General features: G+C 74.5%; 27 protein-coding genes. 16 read left to right on the top strand and 11 right to left on the bottom strand.

What is annotated here, in order from left to right; translation table 11 throughout:
* Window positions 1–38 precede the first annotated feature (38 nt).
* The 8 genes from IE170_RS25480 (at window position 39) to IE170_RS25445 (ending at window position 7139) form a co-directional block, all read left to right on the top strand.
* Window positions 39–491: an ATP-binding protein gene (locus IE170_RS25480; protein ID WP_189811766.1), complete on the top strand. Its 453-nt coding sequence runs from the start codon at window positions 39–41 to the stop codon at window positions 489–491.
* 265 nt (window positions 492–756) lie between these two features.
* Window positions 757–1059: an urease subunit gamma gene (locus IE170_RS25475; RefSeq protein WP_189811765.1), complete on the top strand. Its 303-nt coding sequence runs from the start codon at window positions 757–759 to the stop codon at window positions 1057–1059.
* Window positions 1060–1072: 13 nt separating this feature from the next.
* Complete coding sequence (locus IE170_RS25470) at window positions 1073–1384, top strand: urease subunit beta (protein ID WP_189811764.1); 312 nt, start codon at window positions 1073–1075, stop codon at window positions 1382–1384.
* Window positions 1377–3098, top strand: a complete 1722-nt coding sequence (locus IE170_RS25465) for an urease subunit alpha (RefSeq protein ID WP_189811763.1) — start codon at window positions 1377–1379, stop codon at window positions 3096–3098. Before IE170_RS25470 ends, IE170_RS25465 begins: the two co-directional genes overlap by 8 nt.
* The gene (locus IE170_RS25460) at window positions 3098–3775 is read left to right on the top strand and encodes an urease accessory protein UreF (RefSeq protein WP_189811762.1); all 678 of its coding nucleotides are present in this window, start codon (window positions 3098–3100) and stop codon (window positions 3773–3775) included. The genes IE170_RS25465 and IE170_RS25460 overlap by 1 nt, the downstream gene beginning before the upstream one ends.
* Before the next feature lie 30 nt (window positions 3776–3805).
* Entirely contained in the window at window positions 3806–4492 is a 687-nt protein-coding gene (gene ureG / locus IE170_RS25455) for an urease accessory protein UreG (RefSeq protein ID WP_189811761.1), read from the top strand.
* A complete protein-coding gene (locus IE170_RS25450; RefSeq protein ID WP_229885158.1) occupies window positions 4489–5280 on the top strand; it encodes an urease accessory protein UreD in 792 nt (263 codons plus the stop codon). Before ureG ends, IE170_RS25450 begins: the two co-directional genes overlap by 4 nt.
* A 197-nt stretch (window positions 5281–5477) precedes the next feature.
* Window positions 5478–7139: an alpha/beta hydrolase gene (locus IE170_RS25445; protein ID WP_229885150.1), complete on the top strand. Its 1662-nt coding sequence runs from the start codon at window positions 5478–5480 to the stop codon at window positions 7137–7139.
* Window positions 7140–7204: 65 nt separating this feature from the next.
* Here the strand turns inward: IE170_RS25445 and IE170_RS25440 are convergent, their stop codons facing one another.
* The 6 genes from IE170_RS25440 to IE170_RS25415 all read right to left on the bottom strand — a co-directional run bounded on the left by IE170_RS25440 (window position 7205) and on the right by IE170_RS25415 (window position 12514).
* A complete protein-coding gene (locus IE170_RS25440; protein WP_189811759.1) occupies window positions 7205–7915 on the bottom strand; it encodes a lysophospholipid acyltransferase family protein in 711 nt (236 codons plus the stop codon).
* A gap of 141 nt (window positions 7916–8056) precedes the next feature.
* Window positions 8057–8215, bottom strand: a complete 159-nt coding sequence (locus tag IE170_RS25435; RefSeq protein WP_185902661.1) for a hypothetical protein — start codon at window positions 8213–8215, stop codon at window positions 8057–8059.
* Window positions 8216–8247: 32 nt separating this feature from the next.
* On the bottom strand, window positions 8248–9207 hold the full coding sequence (locus IE170_RS25430; protein WP_189811758.1) for a cytochrome c oxidase assembly protein: 960 nt from the start codon (window positions 9205–9207) through the stop codon (window positions 8248–8250).
* 91 nt (window positions 9208–9298) lie between these two features.
* Complete coding sequence (locus tag IE170_RS25425; protein WP_189811757.1) at window positions 9299–10324, bottom strand: 6-phosphofructokinase; 1026 nt, start codon at window positions 10322–10324, stop codon at window positions 9299–9301.
* A 204-nt stretch (window positions 10325–10528) separates the two neighbouring features.
* The gene (locus IE170_RS25420) at window positions 10529–11257 is read right to left on the bottom strand and encodes a type 1 glutamine amidotransferase (RefSeq protein WP_189811756.1); all 729 of its coding nucleotides are present in this window, start codon (window positions 11255–11257) and stop codon (window positions 10529–10531) included.
* Between the two features lie 18 nt (window positions 11258–11275).
* A complete protein-coding gene (locus IE170_RS25415; RefSeq protein WP_189811755.1) occupies window positions 11276–12514 on the bottom strand; it encodes a MurT ligase domain-containing protein in 1239 nt (412 codons plus the stop codon).
* Between the two features lie 122 nt (window positions 12515–12636).
* Between IE170_RS25415 and def the strand changes: the two genes are divergently transcribed.
* Window positions 12637–13200, top strand: coding sequence for a peptide deformylase (def, locus tag IE170_RS25410; protein WP_189811754.1), 564 nt, complete (start codon window positions 12637–12639; stop codon window positions 13198–13200).
* Window positions 13201–13322: 122 nt separating this feature from the next.
* On the opposite strand, the gene IE170_RS25405 is transcribed toward def, so the two are convergent.
* Window positions 13323–13967, bottom strand: a complete 645-nt coding sequence (locus tag IE170_RS25405) for a TetR/AcrR family transcriptional regulator (RefSeq protein WP_189811753.1) — start codon at window positions 13965–13967, stop codon at window positions 13323–13325.
* 191 nt (window positions 13968–14158) lie between these two features.
* Between IE170_RS25405 and IE170_RS25400 the strand changes: the two genes are divergently transcribed.
* Window positions 14159–15385: an acyl-CoA dehydrogenase family protein gene (locus tag IE170_RS25400; protein ID WP_125543652.1), complete on the top strand. Its 1227-nt coding sequence runs from the start codon at window positions 14159–14161 to the stop codon at window positions 15383–15385.
* Here IE170_RS25400 and IE170_RS25395 read toward each other — a convergent pair.
* Together IE170_RS25395 and IE170_RS25390 are read right to left on the bottom strand one after the other, a co-directional pair.
* Window positions 15382–16167 (bottom strand): hypothetical protein, encoded by a 786-nt coding sequence (locus IE170_RS25395; RefSeq protein ID WP_223856580.1) that lies wholly within the window; start codon window positions 16165–16167, stop codon window positions 15382–15384. The genes IE170_RS25400 and IE170_RS25395 overlap by 4 nt on opposite strands.
* Before the next feature lie 66 nt (window positions 16168–16233).
* Window positions 16234–16671: an SRPBCC family protein gene (locus IE170_RS25390; protein ID WP_189811752.1), complete on the bottom strand. Its 438-nt coding sequence runs from the start codon at window positions 16669–16671 to the stop codon at window positions 16234–16236.
* A gap of 155 nt (window positions 16672–16826) precedes the next feature.
* On the opposite strand from IE170_RS25390, the gene IE170_RS25385 reads away from it, so the two are divergent.
* Window positions 16827–17012 (top strand): DUF5999 family protein, encoded by a 186-nt coding sequence (locus tag IE170_RS25385; protein ID WP_189811751.1) that lies wholly within the window; start codon window positions 16827–16829, stop codon window positions 17010–17012.
* A 164-nt stretch (window positions 17013–17176) separates the two neighbouring features.
* On the opposite strand, the gene IE170_RS33245 is transcribed toward IE170_RS25385, so the two are convergent.
* Together IE170_RS33245 and IE170_RS33240 are read right to left on the bottom strand one after the other, a co-directional pair.
* Window positions 17177–19279, bottom strand: a complete 2103-nt coding sequence (locus IE170_RS33245) for an ATP-binding protein (RefSeq protein ID WP_189811750.1) — start codon at window positions 19277–19279, stop codon at window positions 17177–17179.
* 83 nt (window positions 19280–19362) lie between these two features.
* The gene (locus IE170_RS33240; protein ID WP_268255663.1) at window positions 19363–20319 is read right to left on the bottom strand and encodes a fibronectin type III domain-containing protein; all 957 of its coding nucleotides are present in this window, start codon (window positions 20317–20319) and stop codon (window positions 19363–19365) included.
* Between the two features lie 214 nt (window positions 20320–20533).
* Here IE170_RS33240 and IE170_RS25370 point away from each other — a divergent pair, with 214 nt between their 5' ends.
* From IE170_RS25370 to IE170_RS25350, 5 genes are read left to right on the top strand one after another with little or no spacing between them, the layout of a single operon-like run.
* Window positions 20534–22132, top strand: coding sequence for an ABC transporter substrate-binding protein (locus IE170_RS25370; RefSeq protein WP_189811749.1), 1599 nt, complete (start codon window positions 20534–20536; stop codon window positions 22130–22132).
* Between the two features lie 32 nt (window positions 22133–22164).
* Window positions 22165–23130, top strand: coding sequence for an ABC transporter permease (locus IE170_RS25365; protein ID WP_189811748.1), 966 nt, complete (start codon window positions 22165–22167; stop codon window positions 23128–23130).
* Window positions 23123–24016 carry an ABC transporter permease gene (locus tag IE170_RS25360; RefSeq protein ID WP_189811747.1) on the top strand — a complete coding sequence of 298 codons (894 nt, stop codon included), beginning with the start codon at window positions 23123–23125 and terminating at the stop codon, window positions 24014–24016. The genes IE170_RS25365 and IE170_RS25360 overlap by 8 nt, the downstream gene beginning before the upstream one ends.
* The gene (locus tag IE170_RS25355; protein ID WP_373299055.1) at window positions 24013–24990 is read left to right on the top strand and encodes an ABC transporter ATP-binding protein; all 978 of its coding nucleotides are present in this window, start codon (window positions 24013–24015) and stop codon (window positions 24988–24990) included. Before IE170_RS25360 ends, IE170_RS25355 begins: the two co-directional genes overlap by 4 nt.
* Window positions 24983–25645: an ABC transporter ATP-binding protein gene (locus IE170_RS25350; protein ID WP_189811746.1), complete on the top strand. Its 663-nt coding sequence runs from the start codon at window positions 24983–24985 to the stop codon at window positions 25643–25645. Before IE170_RS25355 ends, IE170_RS25350 begins: the two co-directional genes overlap by 8 nt.
* Window positions 25646–25674 lie beyond the last annotated feature (29 nt).

Raw genomic sequence — 25674 nt, 5'->3', positions numbered from 1 at the left:
CGGGGCGGTCACGCCCCGGAGGGAAAGGGACCGTCGCCATGGCAGACCACCAGGAAGCATCCGTCACTCTGCCGAGCGAACCCGCCTCGGTCGCCGCCGCCCGCCGCCACGTCGCCGAGGTGCTCGCCGACTGGGGACTGCCCGACGGCGCGGACACCGCCGACAGCGTCCGGCTGATCGTCTCCGAGCTCGCCACCAATGCCGTGCAGCACACGTTCGGCCAGTCGCCCACCTTCACGGTCGAACTCCGCCTGGAGCGGGAGGAGTGGCTCCGCATCGGGGTCACCGACAGCCACCCCCGGTGGCCCCGGCGGCTTCCCGCCGCCGTCCAGCAGGACAACGGCCGCGGCATGGTCATCATCCGCTGGCTCACCGCGGAGGCCGGGGGCCGGCTCTCCGTCAGCCCCACCGAGGACGGCGGCAAGACGGTCTGGATCGCCCTGCCCTGGCCCGTCGGGGCCCACGCCCCGGCCGGCCGCGGCCGCTGCTGAACGGCCCGCCGCACGAACCGGGTACCCGCCCGAAACATGCGTTAACGCGGCGGAAAAACGCGCGCCCTAGCGTGGACCGCCCTCGGCCGCCGCGCCGGCGACCGCCCAACCCGCGGCACAGGGGCGGTAGTCGGAGCGGAAAGCCTCCGCCGCCATCGGGAAAGAACCGACCGGTTGGGGAAAGCGCCGGTCCACGCCGGTGGCGCGGAAGGCTGCGGTCGTCCGGCGCCGTCGGCCCCCGTCCCCGGAAGCTTGGTGATGACCCGTGCACCTGACCCCCCACGAGCAGGAGAGGCTGCTCCTCCACGTGGCCGCCGACGTGGCCGCGCGGCGCAGGGCGCGGGGCGTGCTCCTCAACCACCCCGAGGCCGTCGCGCTGATCACCGCGCACGTCCTCGAAGGGGCCCGTGACGGGCGGACCGTCGCCGAGCTGATGGCCTCCGGCCGGACCGTCCTCGGCCGCGCCGACGTCATGGAGGGCATCCCCGAGATGATCCCCGACGTCCAGGTCGAGGCGACCTTCCCGGACGGCACCAAACTCGTCACCGTCCACGAACCGATCGTCTGAGAGGGGCCGCAGCGTGATCCCCGGCGAGACCGTCCACGGCGACGGCCCGGTCCTCTTCAACGAAGGCCGCCCCGTCACCCGCCTCACCGTCCTCAACGCCGCCGACCGGCCCGTCCAGGTCGGCTCCCACTACCACTTCGCCGAGGCCAACCCGGGCCTGCGCTTCGACCGTGCGGCCGCCCGCGGACTCCGCCTCGACGTGCCCGCCGGCACCGCCGTCCGCTTCGAGCCCGGCATCCCGGTCGAGGTGGCGCTCGTCCCCCTCGGCGGACTGCGCACCGTGCCGGGGCTGCGCGGGGAGACCGGGGGGCCGCTCGATGGGTGAGCTCGGGCGCGCCGTGTACGCGGACCTCTTCGGACCCACCGCCGGCGACCGGATCCGGCTCGCCGACACCGACCTGTTCATCGAGATCGAGCAGGACCTCGCGGGCGGACCGGGACGCTCCGGCGACGAGGCGGTCTTCGGCGGCGGCAAGGTGATCCGCGAGTCCATGGGCCAGGCCCGCACCACCCGCGCCGAGGGCGCCCCCGACACGGTGGTCACCGGCGCGGTGGTCCTGGACTACTGGGGGATCGTCAAGGCCGACATCGGCATCCGCGACGGCCTGATCTGCGGCATCGGCAAGGCCGGCAACCCGGACACCATGGACGGCGTCCACCCGGCCCTCGTCATCGGCCCCGAGACGGAGGTCATCGCCGGCAACGGCAGGATCCTCACGGCGGGCGGGGTCGACGCCCACGTCCACTTCATCTCCCCGACCCTCGCCGACGAGGCGCTCGCCTCCGGCGTCACCACCCTCGTCGGCGGCGGCACCGGCCCGGCCGAGGGCACCAAGGCCACTACCGTCACCCCCGGGTCCTGGCACCTCGCCCGGATGTTCGCCGCGCTGGAGGCGTACCCCCTCAACATCGGCCTGCTCGGCAAGGGCAACACCACCTCCCGCGAGGCCCTGCACGCACAGCTGCGCGGCGGCGCGATCGGCTTCAAGATCCACGAGGACTGGGGGGCCACGCCCGCCGCCATCGACACCTGCCTCGGCGTCTGCGAGGAGACCGGCGCCCAGGTCGCCCTGCACACCGACACCCTCAACGAGGCCGGCTTCGTCGCCGACACCCTCGCCGCAATCGCCGGCCGGACCGTCCACGCCTACCACACCGAAGGCGCCGGCGGCGGGCACGCACCGGACATCATCACCGTGGTCTCCGAGCCGTACGTGCTGCCCAGCTCCACCAACCCCACGCGCCCCCACACCGCCAACACGGTCGAGGAGCACCTCGACATGCTGATGGTCTGCCACCACCTCAACCCGGCCGTCCCCGAGGACCTGGCCTTCGCCGAATCCCGCATCCGGCCCTCGACGATCGCCGCCGAGGACGTCCTGCACGACCTCGGGGCGATCTCGATCATCTCCTCGGACTCCCAGGCGATGGGCCGCATCGGCGAGGTCGTCATGCGCACCTGGCAGACGGCGCACGCGATGAAGCGGCGCCGCGGCTTCCTCCCCGGCGACGGCCCCGCCGACAACCACCGGGCCCGCCGCTACGTCGCCAAGTACACCATCAACCCGGCCATCGCCCAGGGCATCGCCCGCGAGGTCGGCTCCGTCGAGACCGGCAAGCTCGCCGACCTCGTCCTGTGGCGGCCGGCGTTCTTCGGCGTCAAGCCCGACACCGTCATCAAGGGCGGCCAGATCGCCTACGCGCAGATGGGCGACGCCAACGCCTCCATCCCCACCCCGCAGCCCGTGCTGCCCCGACCCATGTACGGCGCCCACGGCCGCGCCCCCGCCCTGAACTCCCTCAACTTCACGGCGCAGGCCGCGCTGGACGACCGCCTGCCCGAGCGGCTCGGCCTCGGCAAGCGATTCGCGGCCATCGACAGCACCCGCAAGACAGGCAAGGCCGACATGCGGAACAACGACGCCCTGCCGCGCGTCGAGGTGGACGCCGACACCTTCACCGTCACGATCGACGGCGAGGCCGTCGAACCCGCGCCCGTGGCGGAGCTTCCCATGGCCCAGCGGTACTTCCTCTTCTGATGGGCGGCCCCGCAGCCCTGCTCGTCCTCGCCGACGGCCGCTTCCCCGCCGGAGGACACGCCCACTCCGGCGGCGCCGAGGCCGCCTGCAAGGCGGGCCGCATCCGCGACGCCGCCTCCCTGGAGGACTACTGCCGCGGCCGCCTGCACACGGCCGGGCTCACCTCCGCCGGCCTCGCCGCGGCCGCCGCCCTCGGCCTCGACACCGCCCTCCTCGACGCGGCCGCCGACGCCCGCACCCCCGCGCCCGCCCTGCGCACCGCGGCCCGCCGCCTCGGCCGGCAGCTCCTGCGCGCCGCCCGCGCCGCCTGGCCCTGCCCCGAACTCGACGCGCTCGCCACGGCGTTTCCGCGCGGCGCCCACCAGCCGGTCGTCCTCGGCGCCACCGCCCGGGCGGCCGGGCTCGGGCCCGCCGACGCCGCGCACCTGGCGGCGTACGAGAGCATCAGCGGACCCGCGACCGCGACGGTGCGGCTCCTCGGCCTGGACCCGTTCGAGGCGAGCGGCGTGCTCGCGCGCCTCGCCGGCGAGGCCGACGCCGTGGCCGGCCGGGCCGAGGCGGCCGCCCGCGCCGCGCTGGCCGAAGGCCCCGGCGCCCTGCCCGCCGCCTCCTCGCCCCTGCTGGAGATCGCCGCCCAGGCCCACGCCGCGTGGCCGGTCCGGCTGTTCGCCTCCTGACCCCCTCCCGCCACGCCCCCGGAGACCCGTATGCACCTCGACCACGGCACCGCCTACCCCGAGCGCCACACCCACGGCGCCGGGCCCCTCCGCGCGGACGGCTCACGCCGCGCCCTGCGCATCGGGCTCGGCGGACCGGTCGGCTCCGGCAAGACGGCCACGGTGGCCGCCCTGTGCCGGGCCCTGCGCGCCGAGCTGTCCATGGCCGTCGTCACCAACGACATCTACACGCGCGAGGACGCCGAGTTCCTGCTCCGCGAGGCCGTCCTGCCGCCCGAGCGGATCACCGCGGTCGAGACCGGGGCCTGCCCGCACACCGCCATCCGCGACGACATCTCCGCCAACCTGGAGGCCGTCGAGGAACTGGAGGAGGCCCTCGGCCCGCTGGACCTGATCCTCGTAGAGTCCGGCGGCGACAACCTCACCGCCACCTTCTCCCGCGGCCTGGCCGACGCCCAGGTCTTCGTCATCGACGTGGCCGGCGGCGACGACATCCCCCGCAAGGGAGGACCGGGCGTCACCACCGCCGACCTGCTGGTCGTCAACAAGACCGACCTCGCCCCGCACGTCGGGTCCGACCTGGACCGGATGGCCCGCGACGCCGCCGACCAGCGCGGCCCGCTGCCCGTCGTCTTCCAGTCCCTGCGCGGAGCGGACGGCGTAGCCCCCGTCGCCGCGTGGGTCCGCGAGCAGTACGCGGCCTGGGCCGTACGGTGACCGGGGCGCCGCCCGCCGCGGCGCCGGCGGGCGTGCGCGCCACCGCCCGGATCCGCGCCGTCGCCGACGGCCGCGGGGGCACCGCCCTGCCCGTCCTCGCCGGCGAGGGGCCGCTGGCCCTGCGCCGCATCCGGTCCGGGGCCGGCTCCCGCGAAGAGGCCGGCGTCATGCTGGTCGGCGCGATGAGCGCCCCGCTCGGCGGCGACCGCCTCGCCGTCCACGCCGAGGCCGGGCCCGGGGCGCGGCTCGCCCTGGGCACGGCGGCCGCCACGCTCGCCCTGCCCGGCCGGGACGGCGCGCCCGCCCTGTACGGCGTACGCCTGGCCGTCGCCGCGGGGGCCGCGGTGCGCTGGCTCCCCGAGCCGCTCGTCTCGGTCCGCGGCAGCGACCTGCGCGTGCACACGCGCGTCGAACTGGCCGCCGGGGCACGGCTGGTGCTGCGCGAGGAGCAGGTGCTGGGGCGCACGGGGGAGGAGCCGGGCCTGCTGCGCAGCCGGCTCACCGCCGACCTGGACGGCCGTCCGCTGCTGGACCAGGAGCTGGCCTGCGGGCCGGGCGCACCCGGCGGCTGGGACGGTCCGGCGGTGCTGGCCGGGCACCGGGCGGTCGGTCAGCTCCTCGTCGTGGATCCGGAGTTCGCCGCGGCGCCGCCGGCCCCGGCGGTGCTGGGGGAGTACGCGGTGGCGGTGCCGCTGGCCGGGCCGGCCGTGCTGGTCTCGGCGCTCGCGCCGGACGCGCTCGCGCTGCGCCGGGTGCTCGATGCGGCGTGTCGTACGTACGGCCGGTGAGCACCGGGCCAACCTGGGACGGCAGGGGTACCGCTCAGCGGTGTCCGCCTGTCCGGTTATCGGCTTGGCAAAGAACCGGACCGTGACCTGTTGTCAGCCGCGTTGCAGGCGAAAGGATCCTGCTTGCACGCGCACGACCAACCCGACCCGGCCCGGCCGACCTCGGACGGGCCGCACGATGCAGGGGGAACGACCACGTGACAAGCAAAGCGGCGCTGGGGAGCGCCGCCTTCTCCATCACCGCGGCCCTGGCCGCCGGACTGCTGCTCGCCCCGCCGGCCTCCGCCGCACCGAACCGCGGCGGCACCGTTCCGGAGGCGCTCGGCGTGCAGATCGCCGCCGCCCGCGCCGCACGCGCCGGCATCGACTGGAAGGACTGCCCGGCCGATTGGGGCCTCGCCGCCCCGATCCAGTGCGGCTGGGTGAAGGTCCCGCTCGACTACGCCAAGCCGTTCGGCAAGACCATCGACATCGCGGTCGACCGCGCCGTGAGCACCGGTACCAAGGAGGAGCGCCAGGGCGCCCTCGTCTACAACCCGGGCGGCCCGGGCGGCTCCGGTCTGCGCTTCCCCCGCAGGTCGACGACCAACTCGCCGCTCTGGGTGAACACCGCCAAGGCGTACGACTTCGTGGGCTTCGACCCGCGCGGCGTCGGCCACTCGGCGCCCATCTCCTGCATCGACCCGCAGGAGTTCGTGAGGGCCCCCAAGGCCGACCCGGTCCCGGACACCGAGGCCGACAAGACCGCCCAGCGCAAGCTCGCCGCCGAGTACGCGGACGGCTGCAAGGAGCGCAGCGGCGAGATGCTGCCGCACATGACCACCCCGAACAGCGCGCGCGACCTGGACGTCATCCGCGCCGCCCTCGGAGAGCGGAAGCTGAACTTCCTCGGCGTCTCGTACGGCACCTACCTCGGCGGGGTCTACGCGACCCTCTTCCCGACCCACGTGCGCCGCATGATCGTCGACAGCGTGGTCGACCCGTCCCGGGAGAACATCTGGTACGAGGCCAACCTCGGCCAGGACGTCGCCTTCCAGACCCGCTGGAACGACTGGCTCGACTGGGTCGCCAAGAACGACGCGGCCTTCCACCTCGGCGGGACGCGCGCCGCGGTCGAGGCCAAGTGGCAGCAGCTGCGCGCCCAGGCGAAGGCCAACCCGCTCGGCGGGGTCGCCGGCCCGGCCGAGCTCATCAACTTCTTCCAGGCCGCCCCGTACTACGACTCCTCCTGGGTGCCGGTCGCCCAGGCCTTCAGCGCCTGGGCCGCGGGCGACCCGCAGCCGCTGATCGAGGCGATCACGCCGGACATGTCCGACGTCCGGGGCAACGCCGCCGCGGAGAACGGCAACGCCGTCTACACGGCCGTCGAGTGCACCGACGCCAAGTGGCCGACGAGCTGGGCCGAGTGGGACCGCGACAACACCGCGCTGCACGCCAAGTACCCGTTCCTGACCTGGTCGAACGCCTGGATGAACCTGCCCTGTGCGACCTGGAAGTCCAAGCAGCACACCCCGATCGAGGTCGGCGCCCGCCGCGGCCTGCCGCCCGTCCTCATCGTCCAGTCCGAGCGCGACGCCGCCACCCCGTACCGGGGCGGGGCCGAGCTGCACCGGCGCCTCGCCGGCTCGCGCCTGATCACCGAGCGGGCCGCCGGCTCGCACGGCGTCACGAGCCTGGTCAACCCCTGCATCAACACCCGGGTCGACGCCTACCTGCTGCACGGGAAGGTCGACGCCCGGGACGTGGTCTGCGACCCCCACGCCACCCCGGTCGCACCGGCCCCGGCGGCCGCCCGGTCGCTCGCCGAGGACCCTGCGGCGCAGTTCCCGCCCCGCGAGGAGCTGCCCGTCCTCCGGTGACCCGGCCGACCCCGCGGCGGTGGCATGCGCCGCCGCGGGGTCGCGGCACCCGCACGGAAGGCGGCTCAGCGCGTCCTGCGCCGGGCCGTCTTCCGCGCCTCCTCGGCCTCCGCCTTCACCTCGGCGGCGTACCGGTCGACGTACTCCTGGCCCGACAGCTCCAGGATCGCGTACATGATCTCGTCGGTGACGGCGCGCAGCACCGCCCGCTCGCCCTCCATCCCGGCGTACCGCGAGAAGTCCAGCGGCCGGCCGAAGCGGATCGTGACCCGCCGGATCCTCGGGATCTTCCGGCCCGGCGGCTGCACCTCGAACGTGCCGACCATCGCGCACGGCACGACCGGCACCCCCGCGCCCAGCGCCATCGCCGCCACCCCGACCTTGCCCTTGTACAGCCGCCCGTCGTGCGAGCGGGTGCCCTCGGGGTAGATCCCGAGCAGCTCGCCGCGGGAGAGCACCTCCAGGCCCTCGCGCAGTGCGGCCCGGCCGGCCTCCTTGCCCGACCGGTCGACGGGGATCTGCCCGGCGCTGCGGAAGAAGAAGGCGGTCAGCCGGCCCTTCAGCCCCGGCCCTGTGAAGTACTCGGCCTTCGCGAGGAAGGTGATCCGCCGCCGCAGGACCGCGGGCATGAGGAAGTGGTCGGAGAAGGACAGGTGGTTGCCCGCGACGATCGCGGCCCCCTCCTCCGGGACGTACTCCAGCCCCTCGATCCGCGGCCGGAACAGCAGCCGCAGCAGCGGACCCAGGAACACGTGCTTGAGCAAGAGGTAGAACACCGGCAGCTCCCGTCGCCCCGTCCCGTCGTCACCGCCATCGTACGGACGGACGGGCACCCGCCGCGGTGCGCGGGCGCGGCGGCACGGCGGAGGCCGGCACGGCCGGTGGCCGGCCCGGACCGCGGCGCGCGCGGGCGCCGCTCAGCCGCTGCGGGACGCGCCCATCGCGGCCGTGAGGAGCCCCAGGACCACCCAGCCGAACCACAGCCAGCCGTTGCTGCCGAGGGCCACGGAGTAGGTGGCGACGGCCACGAGGGCGGCGAAGGTCATGACGGCCATCGCCTTGACGGAACCGGTCATGCCCCATGGTGGCGCGCGGAGGCGCCCGCGCGCTACTGACGCGCGCGGAGCGACGCCAGATAGGCGTTGTACGCCTCCAGCTCGGCGTCGCCGTTGCGGTCGGCGGCCCGGTCGGCGCGCTTCGCCGCCCGCTGTTCCGAGTGGTACCACTGGTACATCAGCGCGATCAGCACCAGCACCGAGGGGATCTCGCTGAAGGCCCAGGCGATGCCGCCGCCCCACTGCTGGTCGAGCAGGGGGTCGATGCCGAGCGACGCCGGCGGGTTGCTGTACGTCCCGATCATCGGCTCGCTCGCCATCATCAGCGCGATGCCGAAGAAGGCATGGAAGGGCATTCCGGCGAAGAGCTCCAGCATGCGCATCACGTAGCCCGGGCGGTGCGGGCCCGGGTCCACGCCCATGATCGGCCAGAAGAACACCAGGCCGACCGCCAGGAAGTGCACCATCATCCCGATGTGCCCGGGCTTGCTCTCCATCAGGAAGTCGAAGAGCGGGGTGAAGTAGAGGGCGTAGAGGCTGGCGATGAACATGGGGATGGTGAACGCCGGGTGGGTGACCACCCGCATGTAGCGGCTGTGCAGCAGCGCCAGCAGAAGCTCCCGCGGGCCCTTGCGGCCGCGGCCGGCCGGCGGCAGCGCGCGCAGTGCGAGCGTCACCGGGGCCCCCAGCAGCAGCAGGATCGGCGACAGCATGCTGATCACCATGTGCTGCACCATGTGCACGCTGAACATGACCATGCCGTAGTCGTTCAGCTTGGTGCACATCATCAGTGCCACGCTCAGCACGCCCGCGCAGAAGGCGACGATCCGGCCCGCGGGCCAGGCGTCCCCGCGCCGCTTGAGACGCACCACGCCCCACAGGTAGAGGCCGAGGCCGACGAGCGAGCCGATCAGGAAGAACGCGTCGAAGGAGAACTCCAGAGCGCGGCCCAGCGTGAACGGCGGCAGGTCCATGTGCGTGTGCATGCCCGAGCCGTGACCGCTGTGATCCATCTGTTCACTCCCTTGACCGTGGTGCCCCACCACAGTAGTGCCGCCCCCGTACGCGCTTGCGTCCGGGGGCGGCGACAGAAGGGGAGAAAGGTCACAGAACGGTCTGCGCCTCGTCGTAGCGCTCCGCCGGGACCGTCTTCAGGCTCTCCACCGCACGGGCGAGCGGCACCATCTCGATCTCCGTGCCGCGCAGCGCGGTCAGCATCCCGAACTCGCCGCGGTGCGCCGCCTCCACCGCGTGCCAGCCGAAGCGGGTGGCCAGCACCCGGTCGTACGCGGTCGGGGTGCCGCCTCGCTGGACGTGGCCCAGGATGACCGGGCGGGCCTCCTTGCCCAGGCGGCGCTCCAGCTCCACCGCCAGGATGTTGCCGATGCCGGCGAAGCGCTCGTGGCCGTACTGGTCGGTGCCGCCCTCCGCGTACTCCATGGTGCCCGGCCGCGGCTTCGCGCCCTCGGCGACGACGACGATCGCGAACCGCTTGCCCGCGGAGAAGCGCTCGCCGACGATCCCGGCCAGCTCCTCGATGTCGAAGGGCCGCTCCGGCACGACGATGGCGTGCGCGCCGGCCGCCATGCCCGAGTGCAGCGCGATCCAGCCGGTGTGGCGGCCCATGACCTCCACGACCATGACGCGCTGGTGGGACTCGGCGGTCGTCTTCAGCCGGTCCAGCGCCTCCGTGGCCACACCGACGGCCGTGTCGAAGCCGAAGGTGACGTCCGTCGAGGCGATGTCGTTGTCGATGGTCTTCGGCACGCCCACGATCGGCAGGCCGCCCTGCGCGAGCAGGTTCGCCGCCTTCAGCGTGCCCTCGCCGCCGATCGGGATGATGGCGTCCAGGCCGAGGTCCGCGACGTGGCCGCGGGCCCGCTCCACGCCGTCGCGCAGGTGCGCGGGCTGGACGCGGGAGGAGCCGAGGATGGTGCCGCCGCGGGCGAGGATGCCGGCCACCGCGTCGAGGTCGAGTTTGCGGTAGTCCGCCTCCAGGAGCCCGCGCCAGCCGTCGTGGAAGCCGATGACCTCGTCGCCGTGGTCGACGACGGCGCGGTGCACGACGGAGCGGATGACGGCGTTGAGGCCGGGGCAGTCGCCACCGGAAGTGAGCACACCAATGCGCATGGCAGGAAGACCTTTGCAACGTGGGCCGACGACCGGACCACGTCGTCCGGTTGGAACTACCCGTCACCCTACTAGCGGATCGGCACCGGACTGAACCATCCTCCGCATGATGGCCGCGTTCCTCGTGCGAACGCACACCGGCCCGGACCCCCCGAGGGGAATCCGGGCCGAACGCAGGGCGTACCCGCGGTTACGCGGCCGGGCTCAGGCGGGCTGCGTCGCCGCGGCGATGCGCTCCGCGCGCAGCGCGTCGTACCAGCGGTCGTCGATGGGCGGCAGCGCGTTCACGTCGAGGGCCAGCTTCAGCAGCAGGTCCGCGATGAGCGGGTTGCGGGCCATGACGGGGCCGTGCATGTACGTGCCGAACACCGTGTCGTTGTACGCGCCCTCGGTGCCGTCGCCCGTGCCGTTGCCGCGGCCCAGGCGGGTGCGGGCGAACGGCTTGGCGGCGGGGCCGAGGTGCGTGACGCCCTGGTGGTTCTCGAAGCCCGTCAGCTGCGGCAGGCCGAGCTGCGGGTCGATGTCCGCGAGGACGTCGCCGACGCAGCGCTCGCCCTCGCCGCGGACGGTGACGACGTCCAGCAGGCCGAGCCCCTGCTGCCGCTCGCCCATGTCGTTGACGAACTCGTTGCCCAGGATCTGGTAGCCGGCGCACACGGAGAAGACGATCGCCCCGTTCGAGACGGCCCGCTCCAGGCCGCCGTCGCGCACCAGGCGCTCGGCGGCGAGCCGCTGCGGGCGGTCCTCGCCGCCGCCGATCAGATAGATGTCGCCCGAGGTCGGGATCGGCTGGTCGCTGCGCACGTCCACGCGCTGCACGTCCAGGCCGCGCCGGCGCGCCCGGCGCTCCACCACGAGAACGTTGCCCTGGTCTCCGTACGTGCTGAGCAGGTCGGGGTAGACCCACACCAGGCGCAGGCTGTTGTCGCTCATGCTCTTGTCCTCTATGGGCTAGTTGCCGACGCGGCGGCGCACGTCCTGGAAGGCGGTGTAGTTGGCGATCAGCTCGATCTGGCCGGGCGGAGCGAGCTGCACGGCCTCGTCGAGGGTCTCGCAGACCCGGAAGTCCAGGCCGGCGACCTCGAGGCGGACCGCCAGGTCGAGCCGGCGGTCGCCGATCACGAAGATCGGGTGGCCGGCGAGGCGCGGGTAGTCCACGTCCCACAGCCAGGAGGTGTCCGTGCCGTCGGCGCCGCGGGCGTTGACCGAGAGGATCACCGGGGCCGGCGGCTGGTCGATCAGCGAAAACGTTTCGAGCCAGCCCGCCGGGTTCTTGGCGAGCAGCAGCCGCAGCTCCCGGTCCTGGAACCGCACGACGTCGTACCGGCCGGCGACCGCCTGCACCTGGTACATCCGCTCCAGCGCGACCTGCGGCGGCACGCCGAAGACGGCGGCCACGGCGGCCGAGGTGGCCGCGTTCGCCTTGTTGGCGCGGCCCGGCAGCTGGAGGCTGATCGGCCACGCCGAGCCGTGCGGGTCGAGGACGTGGTCGCCGGAGAGCACCCAGCTCGGGGTGGGCCGGCGGAAGCCGCACTCGCCGCAGAACCAGTCGTCGCCGGGGCGCTGCATCACGCCGCCGCAGGAGGGGCACGACCAGGCGTCGTCCTTCCACTCCTGGCCGGCGGCCACCCACACCACGTTCTGCGAGGAGGACGCCGACCACACGATCAGCGGGTCGTCGCAGTTGGCGACGATGACCGCCTTGGAGCCGGCCAGCCCCTCGCGCCACTTCTCCGCGAGCATGCGGGTCTCGGCGGCGCGGTCCAGCTGGTCGCGCGAGAGGTTCAGCAGCGCGATCGCCTTGGGTGTCACGTCCCGGGCGACCCCGGCCAGGTACTTCTCGTCCACCTCGATGACGCCGTACTTGGCGTCCGAGCCGCCCGCGAGGGCGGACGTGATGCCGGCCGGCATGTTCGCGCCGAGCGCGTTGGAGACCACCGGCCCGCTGGCCCGCAGGGCCTCCGCGATGAGGCGCGTCGTCGTGGTCTTGCCGTTGGTGGCGGAGACGAGGACGACGTCGAGGTGCTGCGCGAGCGCTCCGAGGAGGTCGGGGTCGAGTTTGAGTGCGACCTTGCCCCCGATCACCGATCCGCTTCCGCGCCCCGCGGCCCGCGACACCGCCGCCGCGGCCCTGCCCGCCGTCACGGCCAGCTTGGCGCGCGGCGAAAGCGGCTCTGTGTTGCCTGCCATCGTCCCTAGTCCTCCTTGCGTCGACCGGCCCCAGCCTATCCAGTACCGGCCGGGGCGCTGACCGCGGCGCCCCCGGACCGCCGCGGATCTCCTCATATATTCGCCCGTCGTAGGCTGTCGCCATGCGACAGCGCGTCATCCCCGGGACTTCCGGCACCGTCCGCACCATGAGCCTCCTGGGCGATCCGGTGCTCCACTCGCCGTGCGCGGAGGCGACCGATTTCGGTCCCGCCCTCGGCGCGCTGGTCGAGGACATGTTCGCCACCATGTACGCCGCCGAGGGCGTCGGCCTGGCCGCGAACCAGATCGGCGTGGGGCTGCGGGTGTTCGTCTACGACTGCCCCGACGACGAGGACGTCCGGCACGTCGGCCACGTCGTCAACCCCCGCCTCGTCGAAGCCGACGGCGACGAGTACCTCGGCCCCGAGGGCTGCCTTTCCCTTCCCGGCCTCGAGGCCGGCACGCCCCGCTTCGACCGCGCGGTCGTCGAGGGGACCACCGCGGACGGCGCCCCGGTGCGGATCACCGGCACCGGGTTCTTCGCCCGCTGCCTCCAGCACGAGTGCGACCACCTCGACGGCACCGTGTACGCCCAGCGGGTCACCGGGATGCGGGGCCGCCGGCTGCGGCGGGCGATCGGCAAAACGTCCTGGGGCGCCCGCGGCCTGCACGCCCTGGAGGGCTGACCCCGAGGCGCCGGCCCCGGCGGCCGGCCGCGTACGGGCTGCGTGGCGCCCGCGCACGGCCTAGGACCTGTCGTCGAACTCCCGCCTGCCCCCGGGCGACGACGGGAGTTCGACGACAGGGCCTAGAAGCCGGGGCCGTCCGCGCGGTCGCCGGCGGTGGACAGCCGGCCCCACAACAGGTCGGTGAGGCCCGAGACCAACTCCTCGCGCGTGCAGGGGCGTTCGCCGAGCCACCAGTCGCCGGCCGCGTGCATCATGCCGACGATCCCGTGCCCCCAGATGCGGGCCAGCCGCTCCCCGCCGGGGCCGAGGTCCACGCGCTCGCTGATCACCTCGGCCAGTTCCTCGCCTAGACGGCGCAGGAGCGGGGCGGAGTGCCGGCCCACGTCGAAGCCGGTGTCGGCGCCGTGCGAGTCCTCGGTGGGGTGCATCAGGAAGCGGTAGACCTGCGGGCGGGCCTCGATCGCCGCGAGATAGGTGTGCAGGGTGGACTCCACCCGGCGGCGGCGCTCGGCGGGCGCGTCGAGCGCGGCGCGCAGCGAGCCGAGCAGGGCGTCGGTGTGCCGTACGGCGAGGGCCTGGTAGAGCCCGGCCTTGTCGCCGAAGTGCCGGTAGAGGATCGGCTTGGTGATGCCGGCCTCGGCGGCGATGGCGTTCATGGACGCCCTGGGGCCGTCCCTGAGGACGACGCGGTCGGCCGCTTCGAGCAGCTCCCGGCGGCGGCGTTCGGCCGTGCCCGGTTCGCCGGCCTGCTGCGTGGTGTCCATGACGTGTTCTCTCCCCGCCCTTGCGATGGTGCGTGACGCCCACGCAACGTAACACCCCGGGCACCTCGGCAGATGAACCGGCCGGTGCGGGCAGGGTCGCGCTTGACACTGACTACTCGCCGGTAACAGACTGTGGCCACCGTAGAGGTTACCGCCAGTAACGCACTGGCGGGTGCGCTGTTGGAGGGGACATGGCGGAGTTCACCATGGAGCTCAACGAGGACCAGAGGCAGGTCCGGGACTGGATCCACGGCTTCGCCGCCGACGTCATCCGGCCCGCCGCCGCCGAGTGGGACGAGCGCGAGGAGACGCCCTGGCCCGTCATCCAGGAGGCCGCCAAGGTCGGCATCTACTCCCTCGACTTCTACGCCCAGCAGTTCTTCGACCCCACCGGCCTCGGCGTCCCGATGGCCATGGAGGAGCTGTTCTGGGGCGACGCGGGCATCGCCCTGTCGATCGTCGGCACGGGCCTCGCCGCCATCGGCGTCCTCGCCAACGGCACCGAGGAGCAGATCGGCACCTGGATCCCCCAGATGTACGGCACCCCGGACGACGTGAAGGTCGCCGCCTTCTGCTCCTCCGAGCCCGACGCCGGATCCGACGTCGGCTCCATGCGCACCCGGGCCGTCTACGACCAGGCCAAGGACGAGTGGGTGCTGAACGGGACGAAGACCTGGGCGACCAACGGCGGCATCGCCAACGTCCACATCGTCGTCGCCGTCGTCGACCCCGGGCTCGGCACCAAGGGGCACGCCTCCTTCATCGTCCCGCCCGGCACCCCCGGCCTCTCCCAGGGCCAGAAGTTCAAGAAGCACGGCATCCGCGCCTCCCACACCGCCGAGGTCGTCCTGGAGGACGTACGGGTCCCCGGGTCCTGCCTGCTCGGCGGCAAGGAGAAGCTCGACGAGCGGCTCGCGAGGGCCCGGGAGAGCGCCCGGGCAGGCGGCGAGCGCGTCAAGAACGCCGCCATGGCCACCTTCGAGGCCTCCCGCCCCGCCGTCGGCGCCATGGCGGTGGGCACCGCCCGCGCGGCCTACGAGGTCGCCCTCGACTACGCGAAGACCCGCACCCAGTTCGGCCGGCCGATCATCGACAACCAGGGCGTCGCCTTCCAGCTGGCCGACATGCGCACGCAGATCGACGCGGCCCGCCTGCTGGTCTGGCGCGCCTCCTGGATGGCGGTCGCCGGGCGGCCGTTCACCTCCGCGGAGGGCTCCATGTCGAAGCTGTACGCGAGCGAGGTCGCCAAGAAGGTCACCGCCCAGGCCGTGCAGATCCTCGGCGGCAACGGCTACACCCGGGAGTACCCGGTGGAGCGGATGCACCGCGACGCCGCCATCTACACCATCTTCGAGGGCACGAGCGAGATCCAGCGCCTGGTCATCGCCCGCACCCTGTCCGGCATGCCGATCCGCTAGCGGGTCGGCCGGTCCAGCGGCCGCAGGCAGCGCAGGGGGCCGCCCTCCGGGGCGTACTGCAGGGGGGCGATGAAGTCGCCGGCCGCGCACGGGGCGATGTGGACACGGTACTCGGCGTCCGGCGCCGCGCAATCGACCGCCATCAGCTGCCGCGCCGGCCGGTCGCCGACGTTGCGCACGCACTGCCCTGCGGCCAGCGGCCGTGCCTCCCCGCCGGCCAGCAGGCCGATGACGATCAGCGTCGGCAGGGCGAACGACACCAGCACGACGGCGGCGAGCACCAGCAGGGCCGGCGGACGGCGCCACAGCGGCTTCCCCGGGTCCAGCGGCCGCAGTATGCCGTTCGCCGGGGGCGGAAGCCGGTAATAGGCCGCCCGGGGGCCCAGGTTCATCAGCAGGGTCACCGGGGTGGCGAACAGCGACAGCGGGCCCCACCAGCCCTGCCACAGGGTGTCCGACTGCATCCGGCGGTAGGTGGCCAGCCCGCAGTCGCGGCACAGCGGACCCTCCGTCCGCAGGAAGCGCATCAGCACGAACATGCCCTGGTGCCCGCGCACCGTTCCGGGCGCGGCGGGCACCGAGCCGCACATCCTGCAGTCCGGCACCCCCGCCGGGCCGACCGGCATCCCGTACGGGCCCTGCGGCGCCACAGGGGGCGGCCCGGGCACCGGCGGGTACGGGCCCGGCCCCTGCTGCGGGACGTAGGAGCCGTACGGCGGCCCGTACTGCGGCCCGTGCTGCGCGTACGGGCCTGCGCCGTGCTGCGGGGGCGGTGTGGCCACGGGGGTTCCTCCTCGGTGCTGCGGCGGTCGCCGTGAGCGGTGATCACGGAACCCTAGCCCGGAATGTCAGGTACGCAGCAAACGTACGAGGGCGCGCCCGAACAGCAGCCGCCCTGCCGCCGCGACCAGCGGGTCGAACGGCCGGCCGAGCCCCCGCACCCGCAGGTCCTCGAGCCACAGCACCTCCGACCCGCCGCCCTCCAGCGGGCGCACCTCGATCTCCGCCCAGCCGAGCACCACCCGCCCGCGCTTCACCAGCCGGACCATCCCGGCCCGCCCGCCCGACGGGGGCCGCCACCGCTCGACTTCCATCGGATCGTCGCACGTGATCCGGCCCACACCGGTGCGCGCCGTGAAGCGGGTCCCGACCCCCGTCGGCGGCGGCGTCTCGACGGTCGTCCGGGTCAGCGGGACCTGCGCGCCGTGCGCCTGCCAGTCGGTGAGCCGCCGCCAGGCCTCGGCGGGCGGCAGACACGTACGGTGAACGATCCGGATACCGGGCATGAGCGCATGGTAATCGGGCATACACACCCCGAACCGGGCGGCCGAAACGGGTTCCGTCCGGGGGTGGCCATCGGCAATACTCACGGCCACCGTGGATCGCGGAACCGACCGGGGTGACCGCCGGCCTCCCGCGCCACAGAGCGAGGAGGTGCGCCATGTGCTCCCACCAGCCCCCCTGCCCGTCCGCCGACAGCGCAGACCACGATGCCGCCCGCGTGGTGGCCTCCCACCCCGAACAGGGCTGGAGCCTGCTGTGCAACGGCCTCCTGGTCTTCGACGACACCGGCGAACTGCTCCCCGACGGCCGCGTCGTGGCACCCCGCCGCCCGGTCCTGGTCTGAGCGAGGAGGCCGCATGCGCCAACAGCTGATCCGCAAGCCCGTCCCGAAGCCCGCCCCGCGAGACCTGGACCTGCGCACGCCGTCGGGAAGACCGCTCCCGTACTGACGGGAGCCCCCTCGGCAGCACGTCCGCAGCAGTGCCTCCGGCTCCCGCAGGCTGCCGGTCAGCCGGTGGGAGCCGCCGCGCCGCCCAGGAAGGCGCTCTCGTAGGCCGCGTCGCCGATCGCCGCCCGCGCCTGCCGCTCGCCCTGCTCCCGCAGGGCCGTCAGCGAGGGCGAGCCCATCTGGGGCCGCCCCACCGTCCGCCACCAGGCGTGCCCCGCGCCGAGCAGCCGGGCCGCGAGCTCGCCGTCACCGAGCGCCGCCACCGCCGCCGCGAGCAGGTCCAGCCCCAGCGCGATCCCGGTGCGGTCGCCCAGCAGCCTCTTCCCCGACAGCATGGCCCGCACGTGCCGGGCGGCCTCCTCCGGGTGTCCGAGACCGAACGCAGCGACCGCGAGGACGTAGTCCGCGTACGCCCGCAGCCAGCGCTCGTCGAGGTCGGCGCACGCCTCGCGCAAGCCGCGCGCCTCCTCGGCCGCCTCCTCGTACCGCCGAAGGTCGCACAAGGCGTACCCGGTGACCAGCCGGCACAGCAGCCGGCCCGGCCCGTCCGCCGGCCCGCCGTGCCCGGCCCTGGCCCGCGGCCCGGCCAGCTCCAGGGCCCGCCGCGGATCCCCGGGCAGCATCAGCGCCGCCGCGTACAGGTGGGCGGCCCGCAGGGCCTGCTCCGGGTCCTGCGCCCCGTCCGCCAGGCGCGTGCACTCCTCGCCCAGCCGCCGAGCCGTGTCCATGTCGCCCTGGAGCAGGGCGGTCAGCCCCAGGGTCCACAGTGCCTGGGCGCGGACCGGGCCCGCGGGCGGGCCTTCCTCCAGGGCCCGCTCCAGGAAACCGCGGCCCTCGTGGACGTGCCCGCAGGAGAACCAGAAGAACCACAGCGCCCCCGCCATCTCCAGGGCCGCCGCCGGGTCGGTGCGCAGCAGGTGCTCCAGCGCCGTCCGCAGCTGGGGGTGCTCGGCGGTCATCCGGCGGTACCAGTCGACCTGCCGCGGCCCGATCCAGCCCCGGTCGGCCGCCCGGGAGAGCGCGGCGTACCAGTGCGCGTGCCGGTCGGCGACGGCCCGCACCTCGCCGAGCTCGTCCAGCCAGTCGTGGCCGTACTCGCGGATCGAGTCGAGCATCCGGTAGCGGGCCCCCGCACCCCGCTCCTGCATCCGCCGCACCACGGATTTGGCGACGAGGCCGGAGAGCACCCGCTCGACACGGGCCGCGGACAGCGGGCCGCCCGAGCAGACGGCGCGCGCGGCGGCCACGTCGAAGTCGCCGGTGAAGACGGACAGACGGGCCCACAGCAGCCGCTCCAGCGGCTCGCACAGCTCGTGGCTCCACCCGATCGCGGTCCGCATCGTGCGGTGGCGCGGCGGCGTTCCGGGCCGGCCGCCGGCGTCGGCCAGCACCTCGAAGCGGTCGCCGAGGCGCTGTGCCATCCGCTCCAGCGGCCACGTCCGCAGGCGGGCCCCGGCGAGCTCCAGGGCGAGCGGGATGCCGTCGAGGCGGCGGCACACCTCGGCGGCGAGGGCCGCCCGGGCGGGATCGTCGAAGACGGCAGCCGTGCGCGGGGAGGCGGCCAGGGCGCGGTGGCGGAAGAGGGCGAGGGCGTCGCTGTCGGAGCCCTCGCAGGGCAGCGGGGAGAGCTCGACGACCTTCTCGCAGGGGCTGCCCAGCGGTTCGCGAGAGGTGACGAGGACGGTCAGGTCCGGTGCGGACTGCAGGAGTTCGCCGGCCAGGTGGCGGCAGTCGGCCACCATGTGCTCGCAGGTGTCGAGGACGAGGAGCAGCTCCTTGTCGGCCATCCAGGCGCACAGCTCCTCGTCGAGGGGGCGTGCGGAATGGTCGGCGAGCCCCACGGCCCGGGCGACGGTCATGGTGAGCAGCGCCGGATCGCGCAGTGGCGAGAGGTCCACCCACCAGAGGCCGTCGGGGCGGGCCTGTTCGGGGTCGGAGGCGGCGCGCAGGGCGAGGCGGGACTTGCCGACGCCGCCGACGCCGGTGAGCGTGACCAGTCGGCGGGTGTGCAACAGGAGGTGTAATGCGGTGAGTTCCTCCTCCCGGCCGATGAAGCCGGCGGGTTCCGGCGGGAGGTTCCCCGGTGGTGCGGAGACTGCGGGACCGGGGTCGCCGTCCGCGGGATCCGCCGGTCTGTTGTTGAACGAGTACTCTCCGAACACGGGAGTATTGTGCGTGATCTTCGCGATCCGACGTGCCGTTACGCCCGGATCGCTGTCACCTCGCGGATGTCCCTCCGGACCGTTCATCCCGCCAGTACGATGCGCTGCCGATCGGAGAAGGCGCCCCAGGTGCCGTCCGGCAGCCGGGCGCGCAGCCGCAGTTCCCACACGGTGCCCGGCGGCTCGGTGACGGTGAGGCGGTGCTTCGCCTGTCCGGCCGGGACCGCACCTGCACCGAATTGGATGACGGTGACGGGCATGCCGTTGACGTGCAGCTCGTACGCCTCGGTGGGCCGGCCGGTGTCGGGGGCCGTCCAGGCGAGGTCGACGGCACCGGGGGAGGAGGTCGCGGTGAAGCCGGAGGGTGCGGTCGCCGGGCCCTGCTCCGCCGAGGGCGGGGTGGTCGCCGCGGCGGGCGGGCCGTCGGGGGAGGAGTTGTCCGCGCCGTCGCGGGCCCGGACGGTGAAGGTGTACGCGGTGCCGGGCTGGAGGTCCGTCAGCGACGTGGAGGTCTCGCCGGGTCCGGCCGTGTGGATGCGGATGCCGGCCTGGTAGACGTCGTAGGCGGTGACGCCGGTGTCGTCGGAGGCCGCGGACCAGCTCAGGGTGACCGTACGGGGGCCGTCGGCGCGGGCCGTGGTGCGGGTGGGCGCGCTGGGCGGCCGGCGGTCCTCGGCCGCGGCGGCGGGGGTGGCGGTGCGGGCGGCGGCGCTGGGCGCCGAGGTGTTCCCCGCGGCGTCGCGGGCGCGGACGGTGAAGGTGTAGGCGGTCTGCGGGGCCAGGCCGGTGATGTCCGTCATCGTCTTCTCGGCCGGAAGGTCGCGGACCAGCCTCCCGTCCTGGAAGACCTGGTAGTTCGCCACCCCGTCGGCAGCGGCCGCGGCGTTCCACATCACGTGGACGGAGGTGGCGCTGCCGGCCTGGGCGGTGAGGCCGGCGGGGGCGGCCGGGGCGGTCGTGTCGCCGCCCGCGCACCCGGCCAGCAGCGCGGTGAGTGCGGCGGCCAGGCCGGGGCGGAGCAGGGCGGCGGTGCGGGGCACGGGCCCTCCTCGGCGGCCGTTCCTCGTAAAGGTCTAGACATATATGGCATGCGGGCGGGCGGCCGGGCAAGACCCGGACGCCACCGGCCGTGCGAGCGGCGAGGCATTGCCCGGTTCGTCTTCTTCTGCGCACCTCTGGCATTATTGCGATCTCTTTGCAACAGCAGGCGATCATGAACTGCTGATTACTCGGCAACACAGGGAAGTGCACAGCATGACGGCCCGGACAGCACGGGGAGCGGCCGCCGCGGCGCTCTCCGCCGTGCTCATCGCAGGCGCGGCGGCCTGCTCCAACCCCGCCGGAACCGCCGCGGCGTCCCGGGCGGCCGACACGGTCGTCGTCGGCATCGCCAACGAGCCCGAGACCCTCAGCCCCCTGCTCGGCTACGGCAAGGACGGCAACTCCAAGGTCTTCGACGGGCTCCTCACCCACGACGCGGACATGAAGCTGCAGCCCGCGCTCGCCGAGGCCCTCCCCGAGGTCTCCGCCGACGGCCTCACCTACACCTACCGGCTGCGCCGCGGCGTGGCCTTCAGCGACGGGGCGCCCTTCTCCGCCAAGGACGTCGTCTTCACCTACCGCACGATCCTCGACGCCCGCACGAACAACGCCTCCAAGGCCGAGCTCGACGCCGTCGCCGCGGTGGAGCAGCAGGGCGAGGACACGGTCGTCTTCACCCTGAAGTACCCCTACGCCCCCTTCGCCGAGCGCACCGTGCTCCCCATCGCCCCCGAGCACATAGCCGGCCGGCAGGACGTCAACGCGGGGGACTTCTCCACCCGGCCGGTCGGCACCGGCCCGTACGTCCTCACCGGCTGGTCCAAGGGCGAGAAGCTCACCTTCAAGGCCAACCCCTCCTACTGGGGCGGCGAGCCTGCCGTGAAGAAGTTCACCATGGCCGTCGTCAAGGACGACGACGTCCGCGCCACCCGCCTGCGCTCCGGCGAACTCGACGCGGCCATCCTCCCGCCGAACCTCGCCAAGGGCTTCGCCGGCGACAAGGCCCGCACCACCCTCGCCGCCAAGTCCTTCGACTACCGCAACGTCACCCTCCCCACCCACCACCCGGTCACCGGCGACCCCGCCGTCCGCCGCGCCCTCGACACCGCCGTCGACCGCAGGGCGATGGTCGACCGGCTGTTGGAGGGCGCGGGCAAGCCCGCGTACGGGCCCGTCCCCACCGGCAGCCCGTGGTTCGCCGCCGGCACCGAGCGCACCCACGACCTCGACAAGGCGAGGAAGATCCTCGACGACGCCGGCTGGAAGCTGGGCGGCGACGGCGTCCGCACCAAGGACGGCGTCCGCGCCTCCTTCCCGCTCTGGTACCTCTCCGGTGACAAGATCCGCCAAGACCACGCCCTCGCCTTCGCCTCCGACGCCAAGAAGGCCGGCATCGAGGTCAAGGCCGAGGCAGGCACGTGGGAGGCCATCGAGCCGCGGATGAAGACCGACGCCGTCCTCGCCGGCGGAGGCTCCCCGGCCGACCCCGACTTCGACCAGTACCTCCTGCTCACCTCCTCGCTCGGCGGCGACGGCTTCAACAACATGGCGTGGTACGACAACAAGACCGTCGACCGCGCCCTGGAAGAGGCCCGCCGCAGCGGCGACCCCGCCGTGCGCAAGGCCGCCTACGACACCGTCCAGCGCGAACTGGCCCAGGACCCCGGCTACGTCTTCCTCACCCACATCGACCACCTCTACGTCGTCGCCGACAAGTGGGAGGGCCTCACCACCCAGGTCGAGCCGCACGACCACGGCCTCGGGGCCGGCCCCTGGTGGAACGTCGAGGACTGGAAGCCGAAGCAGAAGTGACCGCCCGCCCCGGCCGCACCCCCTGGAGGCCGATGGCGCGCATGGCGGGCCGGCGGGCACTGCTCGCCGGCCCCGTCCTGCTCGCCGTCACCTTCGGCGTCTTCGCCGCCGCCGACCTGTCCCCCTTCGACCCCGTCAAGGCGTACGCCGGCACGGCCGGCCTCACCGCACCGCAGGCCGAACTCGACCGCCTGCGCGCCAACCTCGGCGCCGACCGCCCGCTCGTCGAGCGCTGGTGGGACTGGCTCACCTCGGCGCTCGGCGGCGACCTCGGCACCTCCGCCTCGCTGCGGCAGCCCGTCGCCGACGCCATCGCCGAGCGCGTCGGCTGGTCCGCGCTGCTCGCCGCCACGGCCTTCGCGGCCGCCCTCCTCGCCGGCACCGCCCTCGGCGTCCTCGCCGCCCGCCGCCGCGGCGGCCTCCTCGACCGGGCCGCCACCGGCCTCGCCTACACCCTGCAGGCCGCCCCCGCGTTCTGGCTCGGGCTGCTCGCCGTCTGGCTCTTCTCCGTCCGGTGGGGCGTGCTGCCCTCGGGCGGCCTGACGGACGCCGACAGCGACACCGTCACCGCCGGCCAGGTCGCCCGGCACCTCGTCCTCCCCGCGCTCGTCCTCGCCCTCTCCCAACTGCCCTGGTTCTACCTGTACGTCCGCCAGGGCGTCTGCGACGCGCTCGCCGAGGACCCCGTCCGCGGGGCCCGCGCCCGCGGGCTCGGCGAGCGGCGGGTGCTGCTCGGCCACGCCCTGCGCTCCGGGCTGCTGCCGGTGCTCACCCTGATCGGCTCCCGCATGCCCGAGCTGATCACCGGCGCGCTGCTCGTCGAGACCGTCTTCAGCTGGCCCGGCATCGCCGCCGCCACCGTCCAGGCGGCGACCTCGGTCGACTTCCCCCTGCTCGCCGCGCTCACCGTCCTCGCGACGGCCGCCGTCCTCGCCGGGAACCTCCTCGCCGACCTCCTCCACGGGCTCGCCGACCCCCGGGTGGGCTTCGATGGCTGACCCGCTCACCGCCCCCGCGTGGCGCCCCGCTCGCGGCCGCCGCGGCCGGCGCCCCGGTCGGCGGGCCTCCGGTCTCAGGCTGTGGGTCTGCGCCGCCGTCTTGGCCGCGGCCGTCCTCGCGGTGCTGCTCGTCCCCCCGCTGGTCCGGCTCGACCAGCAGGCCGTGGACCTCTCCGCCCGCCTCCTCCCGCCTTCCCCCGCCCACCCCTTCGGCACCGACGACCTCGGCCGCGACCTGCTGCTGCGCTGCGTCCACGGCCTGCGGGTCTCGCTGCTCACCGGCGTCGTCGCCGCGCTCGCCGCCACCGTCGTCGGCACCGCCGTCGGAGCGGCCGCCGCCGCCCTCGGCGGGTGGACCGACCGGCTCGCCATGCGCGTCGTGGACGGCTTCGCCTCCGTCCCGCCCCTGCTGCTCGGCGTCTTCGCCGTGGCGCTGTTCCGGCCCGGGGTGTGGCCCGTCGTCGTCTCCGTCGCGCTCACCCACTGGCTGTCCACCGCCCGCATCGTGCGCGCCGAGGTGCTCTCCCTGAAGTCCCGGCCCTTCGTGGACGCGGCCGTCTCCGGCGGCGCCTCCCGGTGGCGGGTCACCGTACGCCACCTGGTGCCCGGGGTGCTCCCGCAGGCCGGGCTGGCCGCCGTCCTGATGGTGCCGCACGCGGTGTGGCACGAGTCCGCGCTGTCCTTCCTCGGCCTCGGGCTGCCCGCCCACCAGGCCAGTCTGGGCGGCCTCGTCCAGGCCGGGCGGGGCTCGCTGCTCGCCGGGGCCTGGTGGCCCACCCTCTTCCCCGGCCTCTTCCTGATCGTGCCCACCCTCGCGGTCGCGGGCCTGGCCGCCGCCTGGCGCGAGCGCCTCGACCCGCGCCGCCGCTCGGAGCTGATCCCGTGACCGACGCTGCCCCCGCCCTCGACGTACGCGGGCTGAGCGTGCGCTTCCGGATGCCCGGCGGCCGGTACGTGGCCGCCGTCTCGGACGCCTCATTCCGGCTCGCCCCCGGCAGCTGCCTGGCCCTCGTCGGGGAGAGCGGCTGCGGCAAGTCCGTCCTCGCCTCCGCCCTCCTCGGCCTGCTGCCCGGCAACGCCGACACCGCCGGCTCCGCCGTGCTGCCCGACGGACTCGACCTGCTCGGTGCGGGTGAGGCGGTCCTCGCCCGCACCGTCCGCGGCCGCCGCATCGGCCTGGTCCCGCAGAGCCCCGCCGCCCACCTCACGCCCGTACGGACCATCCGCTCCCACCTGGAGGAGGCCGTCCGCGAACTCGCCCACCCGTCCGCCTCCGCCGCCGCCCGGGGCCGCCGAGCCGCCCGCGAAGCCGTACGCGCCGCCGCCGAGCGGGCCGCCGAGCGGGCTGCGTTCCCCGCGAGCCACCTCGACCGATACCCGCACGAACTCTCCGGCGGGCTCGCCCAGCGAGCCGCGACCGCCCTCGCCCTCATCGGCGACGCCCCGCTGCTGCTCGCCGACGAGCCCACCACCGGCCTCGACCGCGAACTCGTCCACCGCACCGTCGACGAACTGCGCGCCCACACCCGGGACGCCGGCCGCGCCCTGCTGATGATCACCCACGACCTCGCCGCCGCCCACCGCATCGCGGACACCGTCGCCGTCATGTACGCCGGCCGCATCGTCGAAACCTCACCGGCGGACGCCTTCTTCGGCCGGCCCGGCCCCCGCCACCCGTACGCCCGCGGCCTCCTCGACGCCCTGCCCGAGCGCGCCTTCGTCCCGATCCCGGGCGCGCCGCCCGAACTGGGCGCCCTCCCGCCCGGCTGCGCCTTCGCCGCCCGCTGCCCGGACGCCGACGCCCGCTGCCGCACCGAACTGCCCGCACCCGCCTCGGGGGTGGCCTGCCACCATGCTTGAACTCCGCGACATCACCGCCGGGTACGAGCGGCGCCGGCCAGTCGTCGAGGGCGCCAGCCTCATCCTGCGCCCCGGCGAATCCCTCGGCCTCCTCGGCCCGAGCGGCTGCGGCAAGTCCACCCTCGCCCGCGTCGCCGCCCTCCTGCACCGCCCCGACCGCGGCACCGTCACCGTCGACGGCCGCACCGCGACCGGCTTCCGCCACCGGGCCCCGCGTTCCCTGCGCACCGCCGTCGGCGTCGTCTTCCAGCAGCCGCGCCTCGCCGCCGACCCCCGCATGCGGCTGCGGGACCTCGTCGCCGAACCGCTGCGCGCCACCGGACGGCGCGCGGAGGCGGCCGCCGCCGTCGCCGGGCTGGCCGAGCGGGTCGGCCTCGGCGCGGACCTCCTCGACCGCAGGCCCCACGAGGTCAGCGACGGCCAGCTCCAGCGCGCCTGCCTGGCCCGCGCCCTCGTCCTGAGGCCCCGCTGGCTCGTCTGCGACGAGATGACCGCCATGCTCGACGCCTCCACGACCGCGGCCCTCGTCGGAGTCGTCGAGGAGTACCGGGCCGACACCGGCGCCGGCCTGCTCGCCGTCGGACACGACCCCGTCCTCCTTCGGCGCTGGTGCGACCGGACCGCCCACTGGAAGGAGATCACCGGGCCGCCCTGACCGAGGGGGCAGCCGGTGGATGGTTCACT

Source organism: Streptomyces toxytricini, assembly GCF_014649915.1.
GTDB lineage: Bacteria > Actinomycetota > Actinomycetes > Streptomycetales > Streptomycetaceae > Streptomyces > Streptomyces toxytricini.
This window is presented reverse-complemented; position numbering and strand designations above follow the sequence as displayed.